At 71.2% G+C, this 19,044-nt stretch carries 17 protein-coding genes and 1 pseudogene; 12 read left to right on the top strand and 6 right to left on the bottom strand.

All coding sequences use genetic code 11. The features are described from left to right. Positions 1-27: 27 nt before the first annotated feature. Positions 28-2,283 (top strand): annotated as a pseudogene (locus ELX43_RS09690) (RelA/SpoT family protein); the annotation flags it as partial. Here the strand turns inward: ELX43_RS09690 and ELX43_RS09685 are convergent. The 3 genes from ELX43_RS09685 to ELX43_RS09675 form a co-directional block, all read right to left on the bottom strand. Then, complete coding sequence (locus ELX43_RS09685; RefSeq protein ID WP_127783209.1) at positions 2,280-3,623, bottom strand: HNH endonuclease signature motif containing protein; 1,344 nt, start codon at positions 3,621-3,623, stop codon at positions 2,280-2,282. The pseudogene ELX43_RS09690 and the gene ELX43_RS09685 overlap by 4 nt on opposite strands. 106 nt (positions 3,624-3,729) lie before the next feature. After that, entirely contained in the window at positions 3,730-4,518 is a 789-nt protein-coding gene (locus ELX43_RS09680; RefSeq protein WP_127783208.1) for a peptidylprolyl isomerase, read from the bottom strand. Then, positions 4,515-5,387, bottom strand: a complete 873-nt coding sequence (locus tag ELX43_RS09675; RefSeq protein WP_127783207.1) for a peptidylprolyl isomerase — start codon at positions 5,385-5,387, stop codon at positions 4,515-4,517. The genes ELX43_RS09680 and ELX43_RS09675 overlap by 4 nt, the downstream gene beginning before the upstream one ends. Positions 5,388-5,542: 155 nt before the next feature. Between ELX43_RS09675 and ELX43_RS09670 the strand changes: the two genes are divergently transcribed. The 8 genes from ELX43_RS09670 (at position 5,543) to ELX43_RS09635 (ending at position 12,648) form a co-directional block, all read left to right on the top strand. Beyond that, complete coding sequence (locus ELX43_RS09670; RefSeq protein WP_127783206.1) at positions 5,543-6,235, top strand: MBL fold metallo-hydrolase; 693 nt, start codon at positions 5,543-5,545, stop codon at positions 6,233-6,235. A gap of 1 nt (position 6,236) precedes the next feature. Next, positions 6,237-7,508 carry a histidine--tRNA ligase gene (gene hisS / locus ELX43_RS09665; RefSeq protein ID WP_127783205.1) on the top strand — a complete coding sequence of 424 codons (1,272 nt, stop codon included), beginning with the start codon at positions 6,237-6,239 and terminating at the stop codon, positions 7,506-7,508. A gap of 429 nt (positions 7,509-7,937) precedes the next feature. Further along, complete coding sequence (locus ELX43_RS17775; RefSeq protein ID WP_206517985.1) at positions 7,938-8,273, top strand: DUF4870 domain-containing protein; 336 nt, start codon at positions 7,938-7,940, stop codon at positions 8,271-8,273. 113 nt (positions 8,274-8,386) lie between these two features. Further along, positions 8,387-8,653, top strand: coding sequence for a metal-sensitive transcriptional regulator (locus tag ELX43_RS09655; RefSeq protein ID WP_127783203.1), 267 nt, complete (start codon positions 8,387-8,389; stop codon positions 8,651-8,653). A gap of 184 nt (positions 8,654-8,837) precedes the next feature. Further along, on the top strand, positions 8,838-9,482 hold the full coding sequence (locus ELX43_RS09650) for a TetR/AcrR family transcriptional regulator (RefSeq protein ID WP_127783202.1): 645 nt from the start codon (positions 8,838-8,840) through the stop codon (positions 9,480-9,482). Further along, positions 9,479-10,273, top strand: coding sequence for a TIGR03084 family metal-binding protein (locus tag ELX43_RS09645; protein ID WP_127783201.1), 795 nt, complete (start codon positions 9,479-9,481; stop codon positions 10,271-10,273). The genes ELX43_RS09650 and ELX43_RS09645 overlap by 4 nt, the downstream gene beginning before the upstream one ends. 54 nt (positions 10,274-10,327) lie before the next feature. Next, the gene (locus tag ELX43_RS09640) at positions 10,328-11,479 is read left to right on the top strand and encodes an acyl-CoA dehydrogenase family protein (protein WP_127783200.1); all 1,152 of its coding nucleotides are present in this window, start codon (positions 10,328-10,330) and stop codon (positions 11,477-11,479) included. After that, on the top strand, positions 11,476-12,648 hold the full coding sequence (locus ELX43_RS09635) for an acyl-CoA dehydrogenase (RefSeq protein WP_127783199.1): 1,173 nt from the start codon (positions 11,476-11,478) through the stop codon (positions 12,646-12,648). The genes ELX43_RS09640 and ELX43_RS09635 overlap by 4 nt, the downstream gene beginning before the upstream one ends. Before the next feature lie 85 nt (positions 12,649-12,733). Here ELX43_RS09635 and ELX43_RS09630 read toward each other — a convergent pair whose 3' ends face one another. Further along, on the bottom strand, positions 12,734-13,549 hold the full coding sequence (locus ELX43_RS09630; protein ID WP_127783198.1) for an acyl-CoA thioesterase II: 816 nt from the start codon (positions 13,547-13,549) through the stop codon (positions 12,734-12,736). Positions 13,550-13,659: 110 nt separating this feature from the next. Then, complete coding sequence (locus ELX43_RS09625; RefSeq protein WP_127783197.1) at positions 13,660-14,526, bottom strand: amidohydrolase family protein; 867 nt, start codon at positions 14,524-14,526, stop codon at positions 13,660-13,662. Between the two features lie 119 nt (positions 14,527-14,645). Here ELX43_RS09625 and ELX43_RS09620 point away from each other — a divergent pair, with 119 nt between their 5' ends. After that, positions 14,646-16,013, top strand: a complete 1,368-nt coding sequence (locus ELX43_RS09620; RefSeq protein WP_127783196.1) for an NAD(P)-binding domain-containing protein — start codon at positions 14,646-14,648, stop codon at positions 16,011-16,013. Between the two features lie 17 nt (positions 16,014-16,030). Here the strand turns inward: ELX43_RS09620 and ELX43_RS09615 are convergent, their stop codons facing one another. Continuing rightward, the gene (locus ELX43_RS09615) at positions 16,031-16,768 is read right to left on the bottom strand and encodes a LuxR C-terminal-related transcriptional regulator (RefSeq protein ID WP_127783195.1); all 738 of its coding nucleotides are present in this window, start codon (positions 16,766-16,768) and stop codon (positions 16,031-16,033) included. 338 nt (positions 16,769-17,106) lie between these two features. On the opposite strand from ELX43_RS09615, the gene ELX43_RS09610 reads away from it, so the two are divergent. Together ELX43_RS09610 and ELX43_RS09605 are read left to right on the top strand one after the other, a co-directional pair. After that, complete coding sequence (locus tag ELX43_RS09610) at positions 17,107-18,153, top strand: 2,3-butanediol dehydrogenase (protein WP_127783194.1); 1,047 nt, start codon at positions 17,107-17,109, stop codon at positions 18,151-18,153. After that, complete coding sequence (locus tag ELX43_RS09605; protein WP_127783193.1) at positions 18,146-18,952, top strand: SDR family NAD(P)-dependent oxidoreductase; 807 nt, start codon at positions 18,146-18,148, stop codon at positions 18,950-18,952. The genes ELX43_RS09610 and ELX43_RS09605 overlap by 8 nt, the downstream gene beginning before the upstream one ends. Positions 18,953-19,044 lie beyond the last annotated feature (92 nt).

Genomic DNA, 19,044 nt, shown 5'->3' with positions numbered 1-19,044 from the left:
GTTGCGGAGACCCCGCCCCCGTCCAGCACCTCGTCGGCCTCGCGCCGCGTGCGTGCCCGCCTGGCCCGGCGCATCACCGCGCAGCGTGGGGGTGCCGTCAAGCCGGTGCTCGAGCCGCTGGCGACGCTGCACCGGTCGCTGCACCCCAAGGCGGACCTGGTCACCCTGCAGCGCGCCTACGACGCCGCGGAGGCCCACCACGAGGGCCAGATGCGCAAGTCTGGCGACCACTACATCACCCACCCGCTGGCGGTGGCGACCATCCTGGCCGAGCTGGGGATGGACACCACCACGCTGATCGCTGCCCTGCTGCACGACACCGTGGAGGACACCGGCTACTCGCTGGACGAGCTGCGCCGCGACTTCGGCGACGAGGTGGCGCACCTGGTGGACGGGGTCACCAAGCTGGACAAGGTGGCGCTGGGCAGCGCCGCTGAGGCAGAGACCATCCGCAAGATGATCATCGCGATGGCCCGCGACCCCCGCGTGCTGGTGATCAAGGTGGCCGACCGGCTGCACAACATGCGCACCATGCGGTTCCTGCCGCCGGAGAAGCAGGTGCGCAAGGCGCGCGAGACCCTCGAGGTCATCGCCCCGCTGGCGCACCGGCTGGGAATGGCGACGGTCAAGTGGGAGCTGGAGGACCTGGCGTTCGCCATCCTGCACCCCAAGAAGTACGACGAGATCGTGCGGCTGGTGGCCGGCCGCGCGCCCTCGCGGGAGACCTACCTGGCCACCGTTCAGCAGCAGATCCAGCAGACGCTCACCGCGGGTCGCGTCGACGCCACGGTGGAGGGCCGGCCCAAGCACTACTGGTCGATCTACCAGAAGATGATCGTCAAGGGACGCGACTTCGACGACATCCACGACCTGGTGGGTCTGCGGGTGCTGTGCGAGGAGGTCAAGGACTGCTACGCCGCCGTGGGCGTGGTGCACTCGCTGTGGCAGCCGATGGCGGGGCGGTTCAAGGACTACATCGCCCAGCCGCGCTACGGGGTGTACCAGTCGCTGCACACCACGGTGGTGGGCCCGGAGGGCAAGCCGCTGGAGGTGCAGGTGCGCACCCGCGAGATGCACCGCACCGCGGAGTTCGGCATCGCCGCGCACTGGCGGTACAAGGAGTCCCGCGGCAAGAACGCGGCCTCCCCCGGCGCCGACGTGGACGAGATGGCGTGGATGCGTCAGCTGCTGGCGTGGCAGCGGGAGTCGGCCGACCCGGGGGAGTTCCTGGAGTCGCTGCGCTACGACCTGGCGGTCAAGGAGATCTTCGTGTTCACCCCCAAGGGGGACGTGATCACGCTGCCGGCCGGCTCGACGCCGGTGGACTTCGCCTACGCCGTGCACACCGAGGTGGGCAACCGCTGCATCGGTGCGCGGGTGAACGGTCGCCTCGTGGCGCTGGAGCGGCCGCTGGAGAACGGCGAGGTGGTGGAGGTGTTCACCTCCAAGGCCGCCAACGCCGGGCCCAGCCGTGACTGGCAGAGCTTCGTGGTGTCGCCGCGGGCCAAGAGCAAGATCCGGCAGTGGTTCGCCAAGGAGCGCCGCGAGGAGTCGCTGGAGGCGGGCAAGCTCGCCATCACCAAGGAGGTGCGGCGCGGCGGGTTGCCGCTGCACCGGTTGGTGAGCGGGGAGACCATCTCCGCGCTGGCCCGCGAGCTGCGCTACGCCGACGTCTCGGCGCTGTACACCGCGGTGGGCGAGGGTCACGTGTCGGCGCAGCACCTGGTGCAGCGGCTGGTGGCGCAGCTGGGCGGTGTGGAGGACGCCGAGGAAGAGCTGGCTGCACGCGCGACGCCGTCGACCACCACGGGACATTCGCGACGCTCCACCGACGTCGGCGTGCTGGTCACCGGCGCCACCGGAGTGCTCACCAAGCTGGCGAAGTGCTGCACGCCGGTGCCTGGCGACGCGATCTTGGGCTTTGTCACCCGGGGCGGCGGGGTGAGCGTGCACCGCACAGACTGCACCAACGCCACCTCGCTGAACGCCCAGGCGGAGCGACACGTGGAGGTGCAGTGGGCGCCGACCTCGTCGTCGGTGTTCCTGGTGGCCATCCAGGTGGAGGCGCTGGACCGGCACCGCCTGCTTTCTGACATCACCAAGACGTTGGCCGACGAGAAGGTCAACATCCTGTCCGCGTCGGTCACCACCTCGCACGACCGCGTGGCGGTCAGCAAGTTCACCTTTGAGATGGGCGAGCCCAAGCACCTTGGCAACGTGCTCAACGTGGTGCGCAACGTAGAGGGTGTCTACGACGTGTACCGAGTGACCTCAGCCAGCTAGGGCGGGTCGGGGTCGCTGAGGTCGGGTGGGTGGTGGATCGGGTTGGTGCGTGTAACCTGTTGTGGGTCAACGTGTCTGGGTGCGATCCACTCGATGCGGCCGCTGGTGCCCATGCGGACGGTGAAGCCTTCGTGGGTGATGAGGCGGTGGTCGAACGGGCAGACGAGCGCGAGGTTGTGCAGGTCTGTGGGTCCGCCGTGTTGCCACTCGTGCAGGTGGTGGACCTGGGTCCACTGGGCGGGTATCTCGCAGCCGGGCCGGGTGCAGCCGCGGTCTCGGGCGTACAGGGCCAGGCGTTGCGCCGGTGAGGCCAGGCGTTGCCCGGTGCCCAGGTGCAGGACCTGGCCGGCGGAGTCCAGCACGCAGGGCAGCCACTTCGCGTCCGCGGCCATGCGGAGCACGTCGCGCACCGGCACGGTGCCACCGGAAGCGGTCGACGCGGTACCCGCCCGGCGCTCCAGGTCCGCCAGTCCCATCGTCACCACCACCGTCGCTGGTAATCCGCGGTTGCTGGGCAGCTCCCCGGAAGCCAGGGCGTTGCGGCACAGCGTGGCCAGCGCGTCGTGGTTGCGCTGGGCGGCGCTGCGCGGATCCACAACCCCATCTTCCGACACCGGCCGGGCGGCCGCGGAGAACGCCGCGTCCACCAGGGCCCGGGTCATCGGGTCCAGCTCACCGCTGATGCGGCTCATCCCGTCCGGGCGCTGGCGGCCGATGGTGAAGCCACGTCGCCGCGCCCGGTCCACGTCAGAGGTCTCGCGGCCGTCGGGATCGAGGTAGGTAGTCAGTCGCTCCGCCGCCTTGGTCAATTCGGAGGGCCGCAGCGCACACGCCTGCGCGGCCAGAGTCTGCTCGGCCAACCCGACAGTCTCGGTGTCCAGGGATGCGGGTAGGTCGTGCATCGTCTTGGCGACGATCTCGGCGTGCCGCGGGGAGAGGGAGCCTTCCGCTTCGGCGGCCGCGCACGCAGGATGGGCCGGTCCGAGGTCCTCACCAGTGAACGACGTGCGCGGCCCTCGAAGCTGCGCAGCCCGTACCCGGGCCCGCGCCTCCTGGATGTCCAGGTGCAGCAGCTCCGACAACAACCCCGCAGTACCGCGAGCCAGGAACACCGTGGCCAAGGAGCGGCACTCCATCTCCACAATCAACCGATGCTGCACTGTGGGCTTCATCCGTTGCACCCGCTCCACCTCACGGCACACCGCCAACACCCCAGCATTGCTGAGCCCGGCCAGCGGCAGCCGCTGCAACCGCCCCATCACTGAGGCGTGCTCGGCCAGCAGCGAGGCGACCTCGTCGGGGAGGTCCTCCACTGCCACTGCCGCAACATTCGAACGCATGTTCGAAGCATAGGGCCCCGCCCCGACATTTTCGGCCCTGTGACCAGCACCGACAGCGAACGGGCCGCCCCCGGCAAGGAGCGGCCCGTTCGAGAACAACAGAGAGCTAGCTGGCCGTGGCCTTCTCGATGGTGACCGTGGTCTTGGGTGCGCCGCCGCCAGCACTGATGGAGCCGTCGTCTCCGCCCGCCGCCACCTTGTCGAGGGTGGCCAACCCGGGCTCGCTGATGGAGCCCACCACTGTGTAGGTCGGCGGCAGCGGCGAGTCCTGGTACACCAGGAAGAACTGGCTCCCGTTGCTGGACGGCTTGCCGGTGTTGGCCATGGCGACGGTGCCGCGGGGGTAGTTCACCGACGTGGACAGCGCGGGATCATTCGCCTGGTACAGGTCGGTCGGGTACTCGTTGGCGTAGACGTACCCGGGACCACCGTTGCCCTTGCCGGTCGGGTCGCCGCACTGCAGGACGTAGATGCCGGAGGTCACCAGTCGGTGGCACGGGGTGTCGTCGAAGTAGCCCTGCGTCGACAGGCTCACCATGCTGTTGACCGTGCACGGTGCGAGCGCCCGGTCGAGGTTCAGCCCGATGTCACCGACGGACGTGTCCAGGGTGACGGTGGCGATCCCCTGGGTGGAGATGTTGGCGGTCGGCGGGGGGCTCACCGGCCGCACCGCTTGCGCGGACGGCGGGTAGGCGCAGGTGACCGTCGGCGGGAGCGGGGTGGGCCGGGCGAACTGGCCGGCCAGCGGCGCGCTGGTGGGGGACGTGCTCGGTGCGCCGGTGGTGGACACCGGCAGTGATGCCGGAGCAGCGCCGTCGTCGGAGTCGCTGCTGCAGCCCGCGAGGCTCAGCGCCGCGGCCAGTGCGACCGCCGCGAGCGCGGTGGCCCGCCTCATGCCTGCACCGTCATCGAGGTGATGGTGACGGGAGTGGCGGGCGCCCCGCCGCCGGCGCTGATGGAGCCGTCGTCACCACCGGCCGCGATCTTCTCCAGCACGGCCAGGCCGGGTTCGTCCACGGTGCCGAAGACGGTGTACTGCGGCGGCAGCGGGGAGTCCTTGTAGAGCAGGAAGAACTGGCTGCCGTTGCTGTTGGGCTGACCGCTGTTGGCCATCGCGATCGTGCCGCGCGGGTAGATCGCGGCCGCCTGGGCAGCGGCGTCGTCCGCGGCGTACTGGTCGGTGGGGAACTCGTTGCCGAAGCCGTAGCCCGGGCCGCCGGTGCCCTGCCCGGTGGGGTCGCCGCACTGCAGGACGTAGATGCCGGAGGTCACCAGGCGGTGGCACGGGGTGTCGTTGAAGTACTGCTGGTTGGCCAGGCTGACGAAGCTGTTCACCGTGCACGGAGACAGGGCCCGGTCCAGCGACAGCCCGAGGTCACCCTGGGTGGTGGCCATCTTCACCGCGGCCACCCCCTGGGTGGACACCCCGGTGCTCTGCGGCGGGGTGTTCGGCTTGGACGCCTCGCCGGAGGCGGGGTAGCTGCAGTCCACAGTGGCAGGCAGAGCCGCGCTGCGGGCGGCGGGCAGCGGCGCACCCTCGGCCGGCGCCTCCTCGGTGGTGGGCGGGGCAGCAGTGGTGTTGTCGTCCCCGCCGCCGCGGGTGAGCACCACCACGAGGGCCACCACGCCGATGGCCAGCACCACGCCGATGGCGGTGAACGCCACGGTCAGCTGGCGGCGCCGCTTGGCCCGGACCGCCCGCCGCTCCAGCTGGCGCTCGAGCTTGCGCTTGGCGGCTTGGCGTCGCTGCTCGTTGGTCGGCACCGGGTGGTCCTCCAGGTCGTGGGCGCCCAGAACGGTCCGGGCGGGGCGAGGGTCAGACCCACCGAGTGTGCCAGCCCCCGGGTGTCGGGAGCGTGAGGGGCGGCGCCGATAGGCTGACCGAGTCCACCGCCGTCTCCACACCAGGAGCCCTCACCGTGCTTGTCGCCGGGTTTCCCGCCGGGTCGTTCCAGACCAACTGCTACGTGATCGCTCCCGAGGAGGGCGGCCCCTGCGTCGTGGTCGACCCCGGCCAGGACGCAGTCGAGCCACTCACGGCGCTGCTGGCTCGGCACCGGCTGACTCCCGCAGCCGTCCTGCTCACGCACGGACACCTCGACCACACCTGGTCGGTGTTTCCCGTGTGCGACGGCAACGACATCCCCGCCTACATCCACCCGCTGGACGAGGAGATGCTGGCCGACCCCGGCAAGGGCGTCAGCCCGCAGATGCAGGCGATGCTCGGTGACCTCGTCTTCCGCGAGCCCCGCGAGGTGCGCGCCCTCGGCGACGGTGACGGGCTCGACCTCGCCGGCGTGACGATGACGGTCGACCACACCCCGGGCCACACCCGCGGGTCGGTGGTGTTCCGCTCCACGGTGGACACCGAGGACGGACCCACCCAGGTGCTGCTGGCCGGCGACACGCTCTTCGCCGGCGCCATCGGGCGCACCGACCTGCCCGGTGGCGACCACGCGACGATGCTCGAGTCGCTGCAGAAGAAGCTGCTGCCGCTGGACGACTCCACCGTCGTGCTGCCCGGGCACGGCCCCACCACCACCATCGGGCGCGAGCGCGCCAGCAACCCCTACCTGCTGGGTCTCCAGCAGCCTCCTCGCAAGGGCATGTGACGTGGCCACCTTCTCCGCCCCCAAGGGCGTTCCCGACTACTACCCCGGCGCTGGCGCGGCTGACTCCTCGGCGTTCCTCGCCGTGCGCGAGGGCCTCACCCGTCCGGCGCGGCTCGCCGGCTACGGCCACATCGAGCTGCCGATCTTCGAGGACACCGCGCTCTTCGCCCGCGGCGTCGGCGAGTCCACCGACGTGGTGAGCAAGGAGATGTACTCCTTCGACGACCGCGGCGGCCGCTCGGTCACGCTGCGCCCGGAGGGCACCGCCGGCGTGATGCGGGCGGTCATCGAGCACAGCCTGGACCGCGGCCAGCTGCCCACCAAGCTCAGCTACTCCGGCCCGTTCTTCCGCTACGAGCGCCCGCAGGCCGGTCGGTACCGCCAGCTCCAGCAGGTCGGCGTGGAGGCCATCGGCGTGGACGACCCTGCGCTGGACGCTGAGGTCATCGCCATCGCCGACGCTGGGTTCCGGGGCCTCGGCCTCACCGGCTTCCGCCTGGAGATCACCTCCCTGGGCGACGACACCTGCCGGCCGCAGTACCGCGAGCTGCTGCGGGAGTTCCTGTTCTCGCTGCCCCTGGACGAGGCCACGCGGGCTCGGGCGGAGATCAACCCGCTGCGAGTGCTCGACGACAAGCGTCCGGAGGTCCGCGAGCTGACCGCCGACGCCCCGCTCATGCTCGACCACCTCTCCGCCGAGACTGCCGAGCACTTCGCCGCCGTGCGCCGCCACCTCGACGCTCTCGGAGTGCCCTACGTGATCAACCCCCGGATGGTCCGCGGGCTGGACTACTACACCAAGACCACCTTCGAGTTCGTGCACGACGGGCTGGGCGCCCAGTCGGGCATCGGCGGGGGAGGGCGCTACGACGGCCTGATGGCCCAGCTGGGCGGCCAGGCGTTGTCCGGCATCGGCTTCGGACTGGGGGTGGACCGCACCCTGCTGGCACTGCAGGCCGAGGGAGTCACCGTGGGCGACGTCGCCCGGTGCGAGGTGTTCGGGGTTGCCCTGGGCGAGGCGGCCAAGGACGCGGTGGTGCAGCTGGTGGCCACCCTGCGCGCGGCGGGCATCCGGGCCGACATGTCCTACGGCGGGCGCGGGATGAAGGGCGCGATGAAGGCGGCCGACCGCTCCGGTGCCCGGCTCGCGCTGGTGGTGGGGGACCGCGACCTGGAGGCGGGACGGGTGGGCGTGAAGGACCTCAGCACGGGCTCACAGTCGGAGGTCCCGGCGGCCGAGGTGCTCGCGGCGGTGCAGGCCGCGTTGGGCTGAGCCGGCCGGCTCCGGCCCTGGCGGGAGACTTGTTCGGCTGCCTAGTTAGGTAGGCGCGAGTACCTGTTCCCGGTCACTGTGACGTCCTAGTGTGTGGTCATGACGCAGCCATTTCCGTCTGAGCCGTCTGATGACCGCCCAGCCCAGGGGTCGGCACCGGCCGAGCCCGGGGAACCTCTCTCGGGCCCAGCCGAACCGGGCCCGGCCCAACCGGGCCCGGCCCAACCGGGCCCGGCCCAACCCGGTCCGTCGCAGCCGGGACCGAAGCAGCCGGGTCCGCCGCCCGGTCCGCCGCCGGGCCCGTCCCAACCCGGTCCTCCGCCCGGCGCCCAGCGCTACGGCGAGCCGGGCTACCCGCCGTCGGGGTACGGCCAGCCGGGGTACGGGCAGCAGGGCCAACCCGGTGTCGCTCCGCGCCCGTACTCCGACGTGGCCGGCCGCCAGCTCTCGCCGGACGAGACCACCTGGAGCCTGCTGGCGCACCTCAGCGGGATCGTGCTCGGCTTCCTCGGCCCGCTGCTGGTGATGCTGATCAAGGGCAACGAGTCGCCGTACACCCGCAGGAACGCGGTGGAAGCACTGAACTTCCAGATCACCCTGGTGATCGCCTACGTCATCTCCGCGCTGTTGATGGTCCTGCTCATCGGCTTCCTGCTGCTGCCGCTGCTCTACGTCGCCGATGTCGTCTTCAGCGTGCTGGCCGGCGTCGCGGCCAGCAAGGGTCAGGACTACCGGTACCCGTTCACCTGGCGGTTCATCAGCTAGACCCGCGCTGGGCAGTCCGCGAGCGGCCCCCGCACCAGCTTCCCTTCACCACCGATGATGCCCCCGGTGGTATCGGCGTATCGTCGGTGGACGGTTCACGGAAGGGAAGTCTGATGACAGGTGACGAGGAGAGCATCAACCTGGTGCTCAACCGGCTGCGACGTGCGCACGGCCAGCTGGCCGGGGTGATCTCGATGATCGAGGACGGCCGGGACTGCAAGGACGTCGTCACCCAGCTCGCGGCGGTGTCCAAGGCCCTCGACCGGGCCGGGTTCAAGATCGTGGCCTCCGGCCTGCGCGAGTGCCTCAACGGGGACAGTGCAGAGCAGCAGCCGATGACCGAGGCCGACCTGGAGAAGCTCTTCCTCTCCCTGGCCTGACCTTCCCGCGGCACCAGCACCGACGCCGACGCACCAGCACCGACACTGACAGCGGGCCCGGACGGATCCTTCCGTCCGGGCACGCTGTCGCACCTCGACCCCCGCCGCTCCCGAGGAACAACCAAGGAGGAGAACAAACAAGCAGACTTGACTGTTTGTTCGTTGACCCCGCACACTGGTGACCATGACCACACCGGCGGTGACGCCCAGCGTCACCGCCCCGGCGGGTCGGCAGACCCAGGGCGAGCGCAGCCGGGAGACCCGGCTGAAGCTGATGAACGCGGTGGTGGAGTGCCTGGCCGAGCACGGCTGGGCAGGAACCACCACGGCCCTGGTCTCCCAGCGTGCTGGGGTCTCCCGCGGAGCGCAGCTGCACCACTTCGCCAGCCGCGGCGCACTGGTGGCCGCCGCCGTGGAGCACGTCGGCTCCCGCGGCGTGCAGGAGTTCCGGGCGAGCGCCACGGTGCTGTCCAGCTCCCGCTCCGCCGTGCGCACCGAGGCGGTGGTCCAGCTGATCGTGGACTTCTTCATCAGCCCGGTGTTCGCCGCTGCGCTCGAGCTGTGGGTGGCCGCCCGCACCGACGCCGAGCTCACGCCGATGGTGCTGCGCCTGCAGGCCAAGCTCGGCCGTGAGTGTCACCGGATGGCGGTGGAGCTGCTGGGCGCTGACGAGTCGGTGCCCGGCGTGCGGGAGTCCGTGCAGGCCACCCTCGACCTGGCCCGCGGGCTCGCCCTGGCCAACCAGCTCGCCGACGACAGCGTGCGGCGCGCCAAGATCGTCCGGCAGTGGGCCGGGCAGCTCGACGACCAGCTCGGAGGCAAGACGTGAGTGCCCTGGACCAGCTGCTGACCGACCTCGCCGAGGAGAACGACGACCTCGACGCCCGGGTGGCCGACCTGCCCGACTCCGACTGGGCGCGGGGGACTCCGGCCGCCGGGTGGACCGTGGCCCACCAGGTGGCGCACCTGGCGTGGACCGACCAGGTGGCGGTGCTGGCGGCCACCGACCTCGACGGCTTCACCGAGGTGCTCACCGGCGCCGCGGCCGACCCCATGGGCTTTGTGGACGCCGTCGCCGAGCGCGACGCCACGCAGCCCCCGCCGCAGCTCCTCCAGCGGTGGCGCCAGGGGCGGGCGCAGCTGCTGGCGGCGCTGGCCGCCGCCACGCCGGGGGAGAAGCTGCCCTGGTTCGGACCACCCATGAGCCCCACCTCGATGGCCACCGCGCGCCTGATGGAGACCTGGGCGCACGGCCAGGACGTCGCCGACGCCCTGGGTCAGCGGCGGGTGCCCACCGCACGGTTGCGCCACATCTGCCACATCGGCGTGCGCACCCGCGGCTTCGCCTACCTGGTCAACGGCCTGACCCCGCCCACCGGCGACGTGCGGGTGGAGCTGGCTGCGCCGGACGGTGAGCTGTGGTGCTGGGGCGAGTCCGACACCGACGTGGTGCAGGGCCCGGCCGAGGACTTCTGCCTGCGGGTCACCCAGCGCCGCCACCTCGACGACCTCGCCCTGCGCACCACCGGCGCCGGAGCCGAGGAGTGGCTGCGCATCGCCCAGGCCTTCGCCGGACCACCCGGCCCCGGACGCGCGCCCGCCACCGTCCCCAGCTCCTGACTCCCGTCCGTGCTTGCCCCGACCGGCCCACACCCCGAGGAGACACTCCGACCGATGAGCGTCAACGACCTGTTCGAGACCCCCGAGCGCACCGAGCTCCGGGCCACCATCCGCACCTTCGTGCAGCGGGAGGTCCTGCCGCACCTGGACGACTGGGAGCGTGCCGGTGAGCTGCCGCGCGAGCTGCACAGGAAGGCGGCGGCGCAGGGCCTGATGGGCCTGGCCTTCGACGAGGCCGTCGGCGGCTCCGGCGGTGACCTCCTCGACGCGGTCATCCTCAACGAGGAGCTCATCCAGGCCGGAGGCAGCTCGGGCCTCGCGGCCGGGTTGTTCACCCACGGCATCGCGCTGCCGCACATCGTCGCCGCCGGCAACCCCGACCTCGTCGACCGCTTCGTGCGGCCCACCCTGGCCGGGGAGATGATCGGCGCGCTGGGCATCACCGAGCCCAGCGGCGGCTCCGACGTGGCCAACCTGCTCACCACCGCCAAGCGCGACGGCGACGACTACATCGTCAACGGTGCCAAGACCTACATCACCTCCGGCACCCGCGCCGACTTCATCACCACCGCGGTGCGCACCGGAGGCAAGGGCGCCGGTGGCGTCAGCCTGCTGGTGATTCCCACCGACACCCCCGGCTTCACCGTCACCCGGCGGCTGGAGAAGATGGGCTGGCTGTGCTCGGACACCGGCGAGCTGTCCTTCGACGACGTCCGCGTGCCCGCCGCCAACCTGGTGGGCGAGGAGAACCAGGGTTTCCTGCAGATCGCCATGCAGTTCCAGCACGAGCGCATCTCCATCGCCGTGCAGGCCTACGCCACCGCGCAGCGCTGCCTGGACCTGACCCTGCAGTGGGCGCGCGACCGGGAGACCTTCGGCAAGCCGCTGATCAGGCGCCAGGTGGTGCAGCACAAGCTGGTGGAGATGCGCTCGCGCATCGAGCTGGCCCGCACCTACACCCGCGACCTCGCCACGCGGGTCGCGGCGGGGGAGACCGACATCGCCGCGGTGTGCGTCGCCAAGAACATGGCCTGCGACGCCGCCGACTACGTCGTCAACGAAGCCGTGCAGCTGCACGGCGGGATGGGCTACATGAGGGAGTCTGAAGTGGAACGGCACTACCGGGACGTGCGCATCTTGCCCATCGGCGGCGGAGCCCGCGAGATCATGGTGGACCTCGCGGCCAAGCTGTGGAGCTGGCAGTGAGCGCCGGCGCCGCCACGGCATTCACCGAGTCGGCCGAGCGCCAGGAGCTGCGCAAGGCCGTGGCCGCGCTGGGCGCGGAGTTCGGCGGGGACTACCTGCAGGACTGCGCCCGCAACGGCCGCAAGACCACCGAGCTGTGGGACCGCGCCGGTCAGCTGGGCTACCTCGGGGTGGCCATCGGTGAGGCCTACGGCGGCGGTGGCGGTGACATCGGTGACCTGGCCGCAGTGTGCGAGGAGCTCGCCGCGCAGGGCTCGCCCATGCTGCTCATGGTGGTCTCGCCGGCCATCTGCGGCACCATCATCGAGAAGTTCGGCACCGAGGAGCAGCGCCAGCACTGGCTGCCCGGCTTTGCCGACGGCAGCACCAAGATGGCCTTCGGCATCACCGAGCCCGACGCCGGGTCCAACAGCCACGAGCTGAGCACCGCGGTGCGCCGCGACGGCGACGACTGGATCCTCAACGGCGGCAAGTACTACATCTCCGGGGTGGACGAGGCCTCGCACGTGCTGGTGGTGGCCCGGCACACCGACGCCGCCGGCAATCGCGGGCTGCCCTCGGTGTTCATCGTGCCCACCGACGCCCCGGGCCTCACCGCGCAGATGATCGAGATGGACATCGTCTCGCCGGAGAAGCAGTTCACCCTGTTCTTCGACGACGTGCGCCTGCCGGCCGACGCCATTGTGGGTGACCCCGACGCCGGGCTCAGCCAGATCTTCGCCGGGCTGAACCCGGAGCGGATCATGGCCGCGTCCTTCGCCACCGGGCTGGGCCGCTTCGCGCTGGACAAGGCCACCGACTACGCGCGCACCCGCAACGTGTGGGGCACCCCGATCGGGGCGCACCAGGGCATCGCCCACCCGCTGGCCCACGCCGCCATCTCCCTGGAGCTGGCGCGGGTGATGACGCAGAAGGCCGCCGCGATGTACACCGCCGGGGCCAAGGGCGCGGGCGAGGCGGCGAACATGGCCAAGTACGCCGCCGCCGAGGCTGCGTGCGCGGTGATCGACCAGGCGGTGCAGGTGCACGGCGGCAACGGCCTGGCCGCGGAGTACGGGCTGGGTGCGCTGCTCGGCGCCTCGCGGGTGATGCGGATCGCCCCGGTGAGCCGGGAGATGATCCTCAACTACGTCAGCACCCACACCCTGGGACTGCCGCGCTCGTACTAGCCGCTCCGCTACGGCGTTCAGGGCCCTTGTCGCCCCCAGGGAAGCCCCTGGAGGGCGATCAGGGCCCTGAACGCCCCCCAAGGCGCTAGCGCGCGTAGCGCATGAGCCCTTCCTGCACCACGGCCGCCACCATGTTGCCGCCCTGGTCGAAGATCCGGCCCTGGGTGAGCGCGCGCCCGAAGCCCGCCGACGGCGACGTCTGGTCGTAGAGCAGCCACTCGTCGGCCCGGAACGGGCGCAGGAACCACAGCGCGTGGTCCAGCGACGCGCCCTGGGTGTGTGCGTCGGGGTGCGGCACCCGGGCGGAGCCCAGCAGCGTCATGTCGCTCATGTACGCCAGCACGCACACGTGAAACACCGGGTCGGGCGGCAGCTCGTGCCGGTAGCGGATCCACACCCGCTGCTGGGCGGCCAGGCCGCGGCTGGTGGACATGTCCACCGCGGGCACGATGCGGATGTCCCAGTCCGGCCACTCCTGGCGGAACCAGTCGTTGATCGCCTCGTTCACCCCGCCCAGCGCGGAGAGGTTGTCCGGGCCGGGCACCCGGGGCATGTCGTCCTGGTGCTCGGGGCCGTCGTCGTGGGCGTGGAAGGACGCCGACATGGAGAAGATGGCCTTGTCGTGCTGGATCGCGGTGACCCGGCGGGTGAGGAACGACCGGCCGTCCCGGACCCGGTCGACGTGCAGCTCGGTGGGGGCGTCGGGGTCGCCCGGCCGCAGGAAGTAGCCGTGCAAGGAGTGCACCCGCACGTCCTCGCGCACCGTCCGCACCGCCGCCACCAGCGACTGGGCCGCCACCTGGCCGCCGAAGGTGCGCTGCATGCTGGTGTCGAAGGACTTGCCCTGGAACACGTCCTCGGCGAGCTGGTCGACCTTGAGGACCTCGTCGATGGGGGGCACGGGACTCCTCGGGTCGTCGCAGGTCGGTCAGCTCGGGCGTGATCTCACCTGAACCTCACCACACGGTGGCGGTGGGGGTCGACCAGGGTGCCCGGGCCGCACCCAGCGGCTCAGGCGTCGAGCTTCAGCACCTTCCGGGCGTTGAGGTGCAAGAACTTCGGCCACACCTCGGCGCGGAAGCCGACGCCCGGCAGCTCGGCGGCGATGCGCTCCAGGGACAGCCCGGCCGGGAAGTAGCCGGCGTAGAGGATCTTGTCGGCGCCGCGGGTGTTCGCGTAGTCCACGATGGCCTGCGGGTAGTGCCTGGGCGCGAAGGCCGACGTGGAGAAGTAGAGGTTGGGCCACTTGAGCAGGAGCTTGACCAGCAGGTCCTGCCAGGGCTCGCCGCCGTGGCGGGTGACGAAGACCAGGTCGGGGAAGTCGAACATCACGTCGTCGATCAGCTCGACGTGCTGCGGGGCCATCCGCACTCGCGGGCCGGGCACGCCGACGCAGGCGAAGATCGGGATGCCCAGCTCCACGCACGTGGCGTAGATCGGGTACATCTGCGGGGCGTTCAGCGCCACCTGCGGGAAGGTGCCCGCGGCGAAGGAGCTGACCGAGCGGATGCCGAACTGCTCGTGCTCCCGCCGCATCCGAGCCAGGGTGCCCATGATGTCGTGCGGGTCCACCGCGCTGCCCAGCGGCACGAACCGGTCGGGGTGCGTGGCCACGGCCCGGCGCCCCGAGGCGGTGGACACGCTCACCATCCCGATGCTGATGCCGTGGGCGTCCATCTCCCGCAGCGTCACCGACACCGGGTCGTCGGTGGGCAGGTCGTGCGGGACGTCCGTGAACATGTACTGGGCAGGGAAGCTGAACTCCTCCTTGCTCTCCCGGTCCTTGGTCTGGGCGGTGATGAAGTCGTACTCGCCGCCCCCGGCCTCCCGGAAGCCGATGAAGGTGTCGATGATCGGGCTGTCCGCGGGAAAGCTCACGGCGGAGACGATCGCAGGCGGAGAGGTGCCGGCGCAGCACGGCTGTCCGCTCAGTGGACGCCCTGGGTCCACCTTGGTGCACTGGTGGCGGCGTGATCCACGCCATAGCGTCGCTGCACATGAGCGCACTGCCGAAGGTCTGCATCATCGGAGCTGGTCCCAGCGGGTTCAGCACGGCCAAGCGGTTGAAGGACGCCGGCATCCCCTACGACTGCTTCGAGAGCTCCGACGACGTGGGCGGCACCTGGTACTACAACAACCCCAACGGCCGCTCCGCCTGCTACGAGAGCCTGCACATCGACACCTCCAAGTACCGGCTGCAGTTCCAGGACTTCCCGGTGCCCGAGGAGTGGCCGGACTTCCCGCACCACACCCTGATGCACCAGTACTTCCGCGACTACGTGGCGAAGTTCGGCCTGCGCGAGACCATCACCTTCAACACCAGCGTGGAGCGGGCCGAGCGCGGATCCGACGGCATCTGGACGGTCACCCTGGACACCGGTGAGGCGCGCACCTACGACGTGCTGGTGGTCGCCAACGGGCACCACTGGAGCCCGCGGATGCCGGAGTACCCCGGCACCTTCGACGGGGTGGTGCTGCACTCGCACGCCTACCGCAGCCCGTTCGAGCCGGTGGAGATGCGCGGCAAGAACGTGGTGGTGGTCGGCATGGGCAACTCGGCGATGGACATTGCCTCCGAGCTCTCGCACCGCTCCATCGCCAAGAACCTGTGGGTGTCGGGTCGCCGCGGGGTGTGGGTGCTGAGCAAGTACCGCAACGGCAAGCCCGCCGACAAGGCCGCCAAGCCGCCGTGGATGCCGCGCAAGCTGGGGCTGGCCCTGTCGCGCAAGGCGATCAAGAAGGCGGTGGGCAACATGGAGGACTACGGGCTGCCCAAGCCCGACCACGAGCCGCTCTCGGCGCACCCGTCGGTGAGCATCGACTTCCTGGCCAAGGCCGGCTCCGGCGACCTCACCTGCAAGCCGGCCATCACCCGCCTCGACGGCGACACGGTGCACTTCACCGACGGCACCTCGGTGGCGGCGGACGTGGTGGTGTGCGCCACCGGCTACAACATGGAGTTCCCGTTCTTCACCGACCCGGCGCTGCAGCCTGACGCCGACAACCGGTTCCCGCTGTTCAAGCGGATGGTGAAGCCGGGCGTCGACAACCTGTTCTTCATGGGCCTGGCCCAGGCGTCGCCGACGATCATCAACTTCGCCGAGCAGCAGAGCAAGCTCCTCGCTGCCTACCTCACGGGCGAGTACGCGCTGCCCTCGGTGAACGAGATGCGGCTGATCATGCGCAAGGACGAGAAGGCCAGCCTGGAGCAGTACTACGACACCCCGCGGCACACCATCCAGGTGGACTTCGGCCGCTACGTGCGCGACCTGGTCAAGGAGATCGCGACCGGGCGCAAGCGGGCGACGCAGGCCGGCAACCAGCTGCCGGTGCCGCCGCGGGCGGAGCAGGTCAGCGTCGGCTGAGGCCTGCGGGTGGGGCGCTACCGGCTGCGGTGCAGCAGGACCGCGAGCTCGGTGCGGGACTGACAGCCGGTGGCGGTCAGGGCGCGGCTGACGTACTTCTTCACCGTGTCCACGGCCAGGCCCAGCCGCAGCGCGATGTCGGCGTTGCCCAGACCCTCGCCCACCAGCCGGGCGACCTCGGCCTCGCGGCGGGGCAGCCCAGCGAGGGCGTCCACCGGAGCGGCCTCGGGCAGCAGGCGCGAGACCAGGGAGAGCTGGCGCACCAGCAGCTGCAGCACCTGGCGGTCCCGCAGGCCCAGCCGCGGCTGGTCCACGGTGAACAGCCCGACCACCCCGACCGTGCCCGCGGGCAGCGGCAGCCGCAGCGCCGCGGCGCCGGTGAGCCCGCGCGGCGCCATCACCCGGTCGCGGAAGGAGTGGCTGATGTCGGCGAGCTCGTGCAGCGACACCACGCCGCTGCGGTTGAGGTGCTGCAGCGACGGCGAGCTGGCGAAGACGTCCACCGACCGCCAGTGCGCGTGGTAGTGCGCCAGGCTGGTCCGTCCGCCCCCGTGCACCACCGCGCCGTGGTCGTCGAAGGCCGAGCGCAGGCTGTGGCCGCGGAAGAAGGTGGTGTAGCGGGCGCCGAAGGCTGCGGCGAGCGACTCCAGCAGCCGCTCCGAGAACTCCGGCACGGTGTCCGCCGACCCGCAGTGCGCGGAGACGTCGAGGACCAGCTCGTAGTCGGTGGCGGTCAGGCCGTCACGAACGGGCATGGGCACGATCCTGGGGCTAGGGGTGGGTCCGGCGGCTGAGGCGCGGCTGTGACCGCGATCATAAGCATCCCCGGCGCGAGTGACTGGCCTTGACCTTGACGCTGCGCCAACCCCTAGCGTCGCTGGTGGCCGGAGAGACCGGCCGATCCGTGAGCTCGCGGACGCTGCGGCACGACGACGACATCGGGCTGAGGCGGTGGCGCCCGGGCTGGCGGAGTACTACCGCGACGCCATGAACGTCTGCGCCGACGCCCGGTTGCACTGAATCGAAATATTCTGAGTCGGACTACTTGTGGCCGAACGCTGGCCGCCATAGTGTCGGTCCTCGTGACGCTGACATGAGGGCGCTCGTCCTGCACGGTGCCGACGACCTCCGCCTGGAAGACCTCGAGCCACCGGTGCCCGGCGCCGGCGAGGTGCTGGTGCGGGTGGCCTTCAACGGCATCTGCGGCTCCGACCTGAGCGTGGTGGACAAGGGCTTCCTCGCCTCGGAGCCGCACCCGCTCACCGGGGCGCACGGGCCGCAGGTGCTCGGCCACGAGTTCTCCGGCACCGTGGAACAGCTCGGCACCGGGGTCACCCAGCTGCAGGTGGGCGATCGGGTGGCGGTGCAGCCGAACTACTCCTGCGGCACCTGCCCGCGCTGCCGCGACGGACTGGCGCACCTGTGCGCGGTGATCGCCTTCCACGGCCTCTCCGCGCACGGGGGTGGGCTCTCCGAGCTGACGGTGGTGCCCGCGCGCAACGCGCACCCGCTGCCGGAGTCGGTGAGCCTGCGCCAGGGCGCGGTGGTCGAGCCCCTGGCGGTGGCCCTGCACGGCGTGCGCCTGGCCGAGCCGTCCGCCGACGAGCTGGCGCTGGTGCTCGGCGGCGGCCCCATCGGCATCTGCGCCGCGCTGAACCTCCGGGTGGCCGGGGTGCAGCGCATCCTGCTCAGCGAGCCGTCCCCGCAGCGCCGCGCGGTGCTGCAGTCCCTCGGGCTGGAGGTGCTGGACCCGACCAGCACCGACGTCCGGGCCGAGGTGCTGGAGCGCAGCGACGGAGCCGGTGCTGACCTGGTGCTGGAGTGCGCCGGTGCCCCGGCGGCCATCGACACCGCGCTGAGCAGCGTTCGCGCCCGCGGCCGGGTGGTGCTGCTGGCCACCTACCCGCAGCCGGTGGAGCTCTACACCTACGCGCTGATGTTCTCCGAGGCCCAGCTGCGGTGCTCGATGGTGTACTCCGCCGAGGAGTTCCGCGAGGTCATCGCGCTGATGGCGCAGGGTTCGTACGACCTCGACGGGTGGGTGCAGCAGGTCCCCATGGTCGAGGCAGTGACCGAAGGTTTCCAGGCCGCGTCGGCAGGACGCGCCATGAAGGTGTTGGTGGAGGTAGGACATGGCTGAGCAGGAGCAGGGCGCACGTTTTCAGGGCAAGAACGCGGTGGTCACCGGAGCCGCCTCGGGGATCGGTCGGGCCATCGCCGCCCGGCTGGTGGCCGAGGGCGCGACGGTGATCGGCGTGGACGTGGCCAAGGACGCGCTGGACGCGGTGGCCGGCACGCTGGGGGAGTCGTTCTCCCCGGTGGTCGCCGACGTCACCGTGGAGGCGGACGTGGCCGAGGCGATGGCGGTGGCGGTGCGCACCCACGGTCGGCTCGACCTGGCCTTCAACGTGGCCGGCGCCGCTCGGATGGGTGCCATCGTGGACCTGGACGAGGCCGACTGGGACTTCACGGTGGACCTGGTGCAGAAGGGTGTCTTCCTCAGCACCAAGCACGAGGCGCGGCACATGCGCGACTGCGGCAACGGCGGCGCCATCGTCAACGTCGCCTCGCTCAACGCCCACGTGCCCATGCCCGGCGGCAGTCCGTACAACACCGGCAAGGCCGGCGTGGAGAGCTTCAGCCGGACCGCGGCCGTGGAGCTGGCCCGGCACGGCATCCGCGTCAACTGCGTGCTGCCCGGCCTGGTGGACACCCCGCTGGTGGGCGTGGTGATGGGCTACCAGCCCATGCTCGACGCCTTCACCGACCGCATCCCGCAGCGCCGGGCCGGCACCCCCGAGGAGATCGCCGGTCCCTGCCTGTACCTGGCCAGCGCCGACGCCGCCTACGTCACCGGCGCCGCACTGGTGGTGGACGGCGGGTGGGAGCAGTCCAACTACCCGGACCTGGGCGGAGTGACCGACCGCCCCAGCCTCTGACCCACGGGGAGACGGGGAGACGGGGCGACGGTGCCGGGCGAGGCGGCGCGGTCTCGGTCGGTGGGACGTGAGCACGGGTCGCGCACCGTCGC

The organism is Rhodococcus sp. X156, assembly GCF_004006015.1.
GTDB lineage: Bacteria > Actinomycetota > Actinomycetes > Mycobacteriales > Mycobacteriaceae > X156.
Note: the sequence above shows the minus strand (reverse complement) of the source record. Positions and strands in the feature narration are given on the sequence as shown.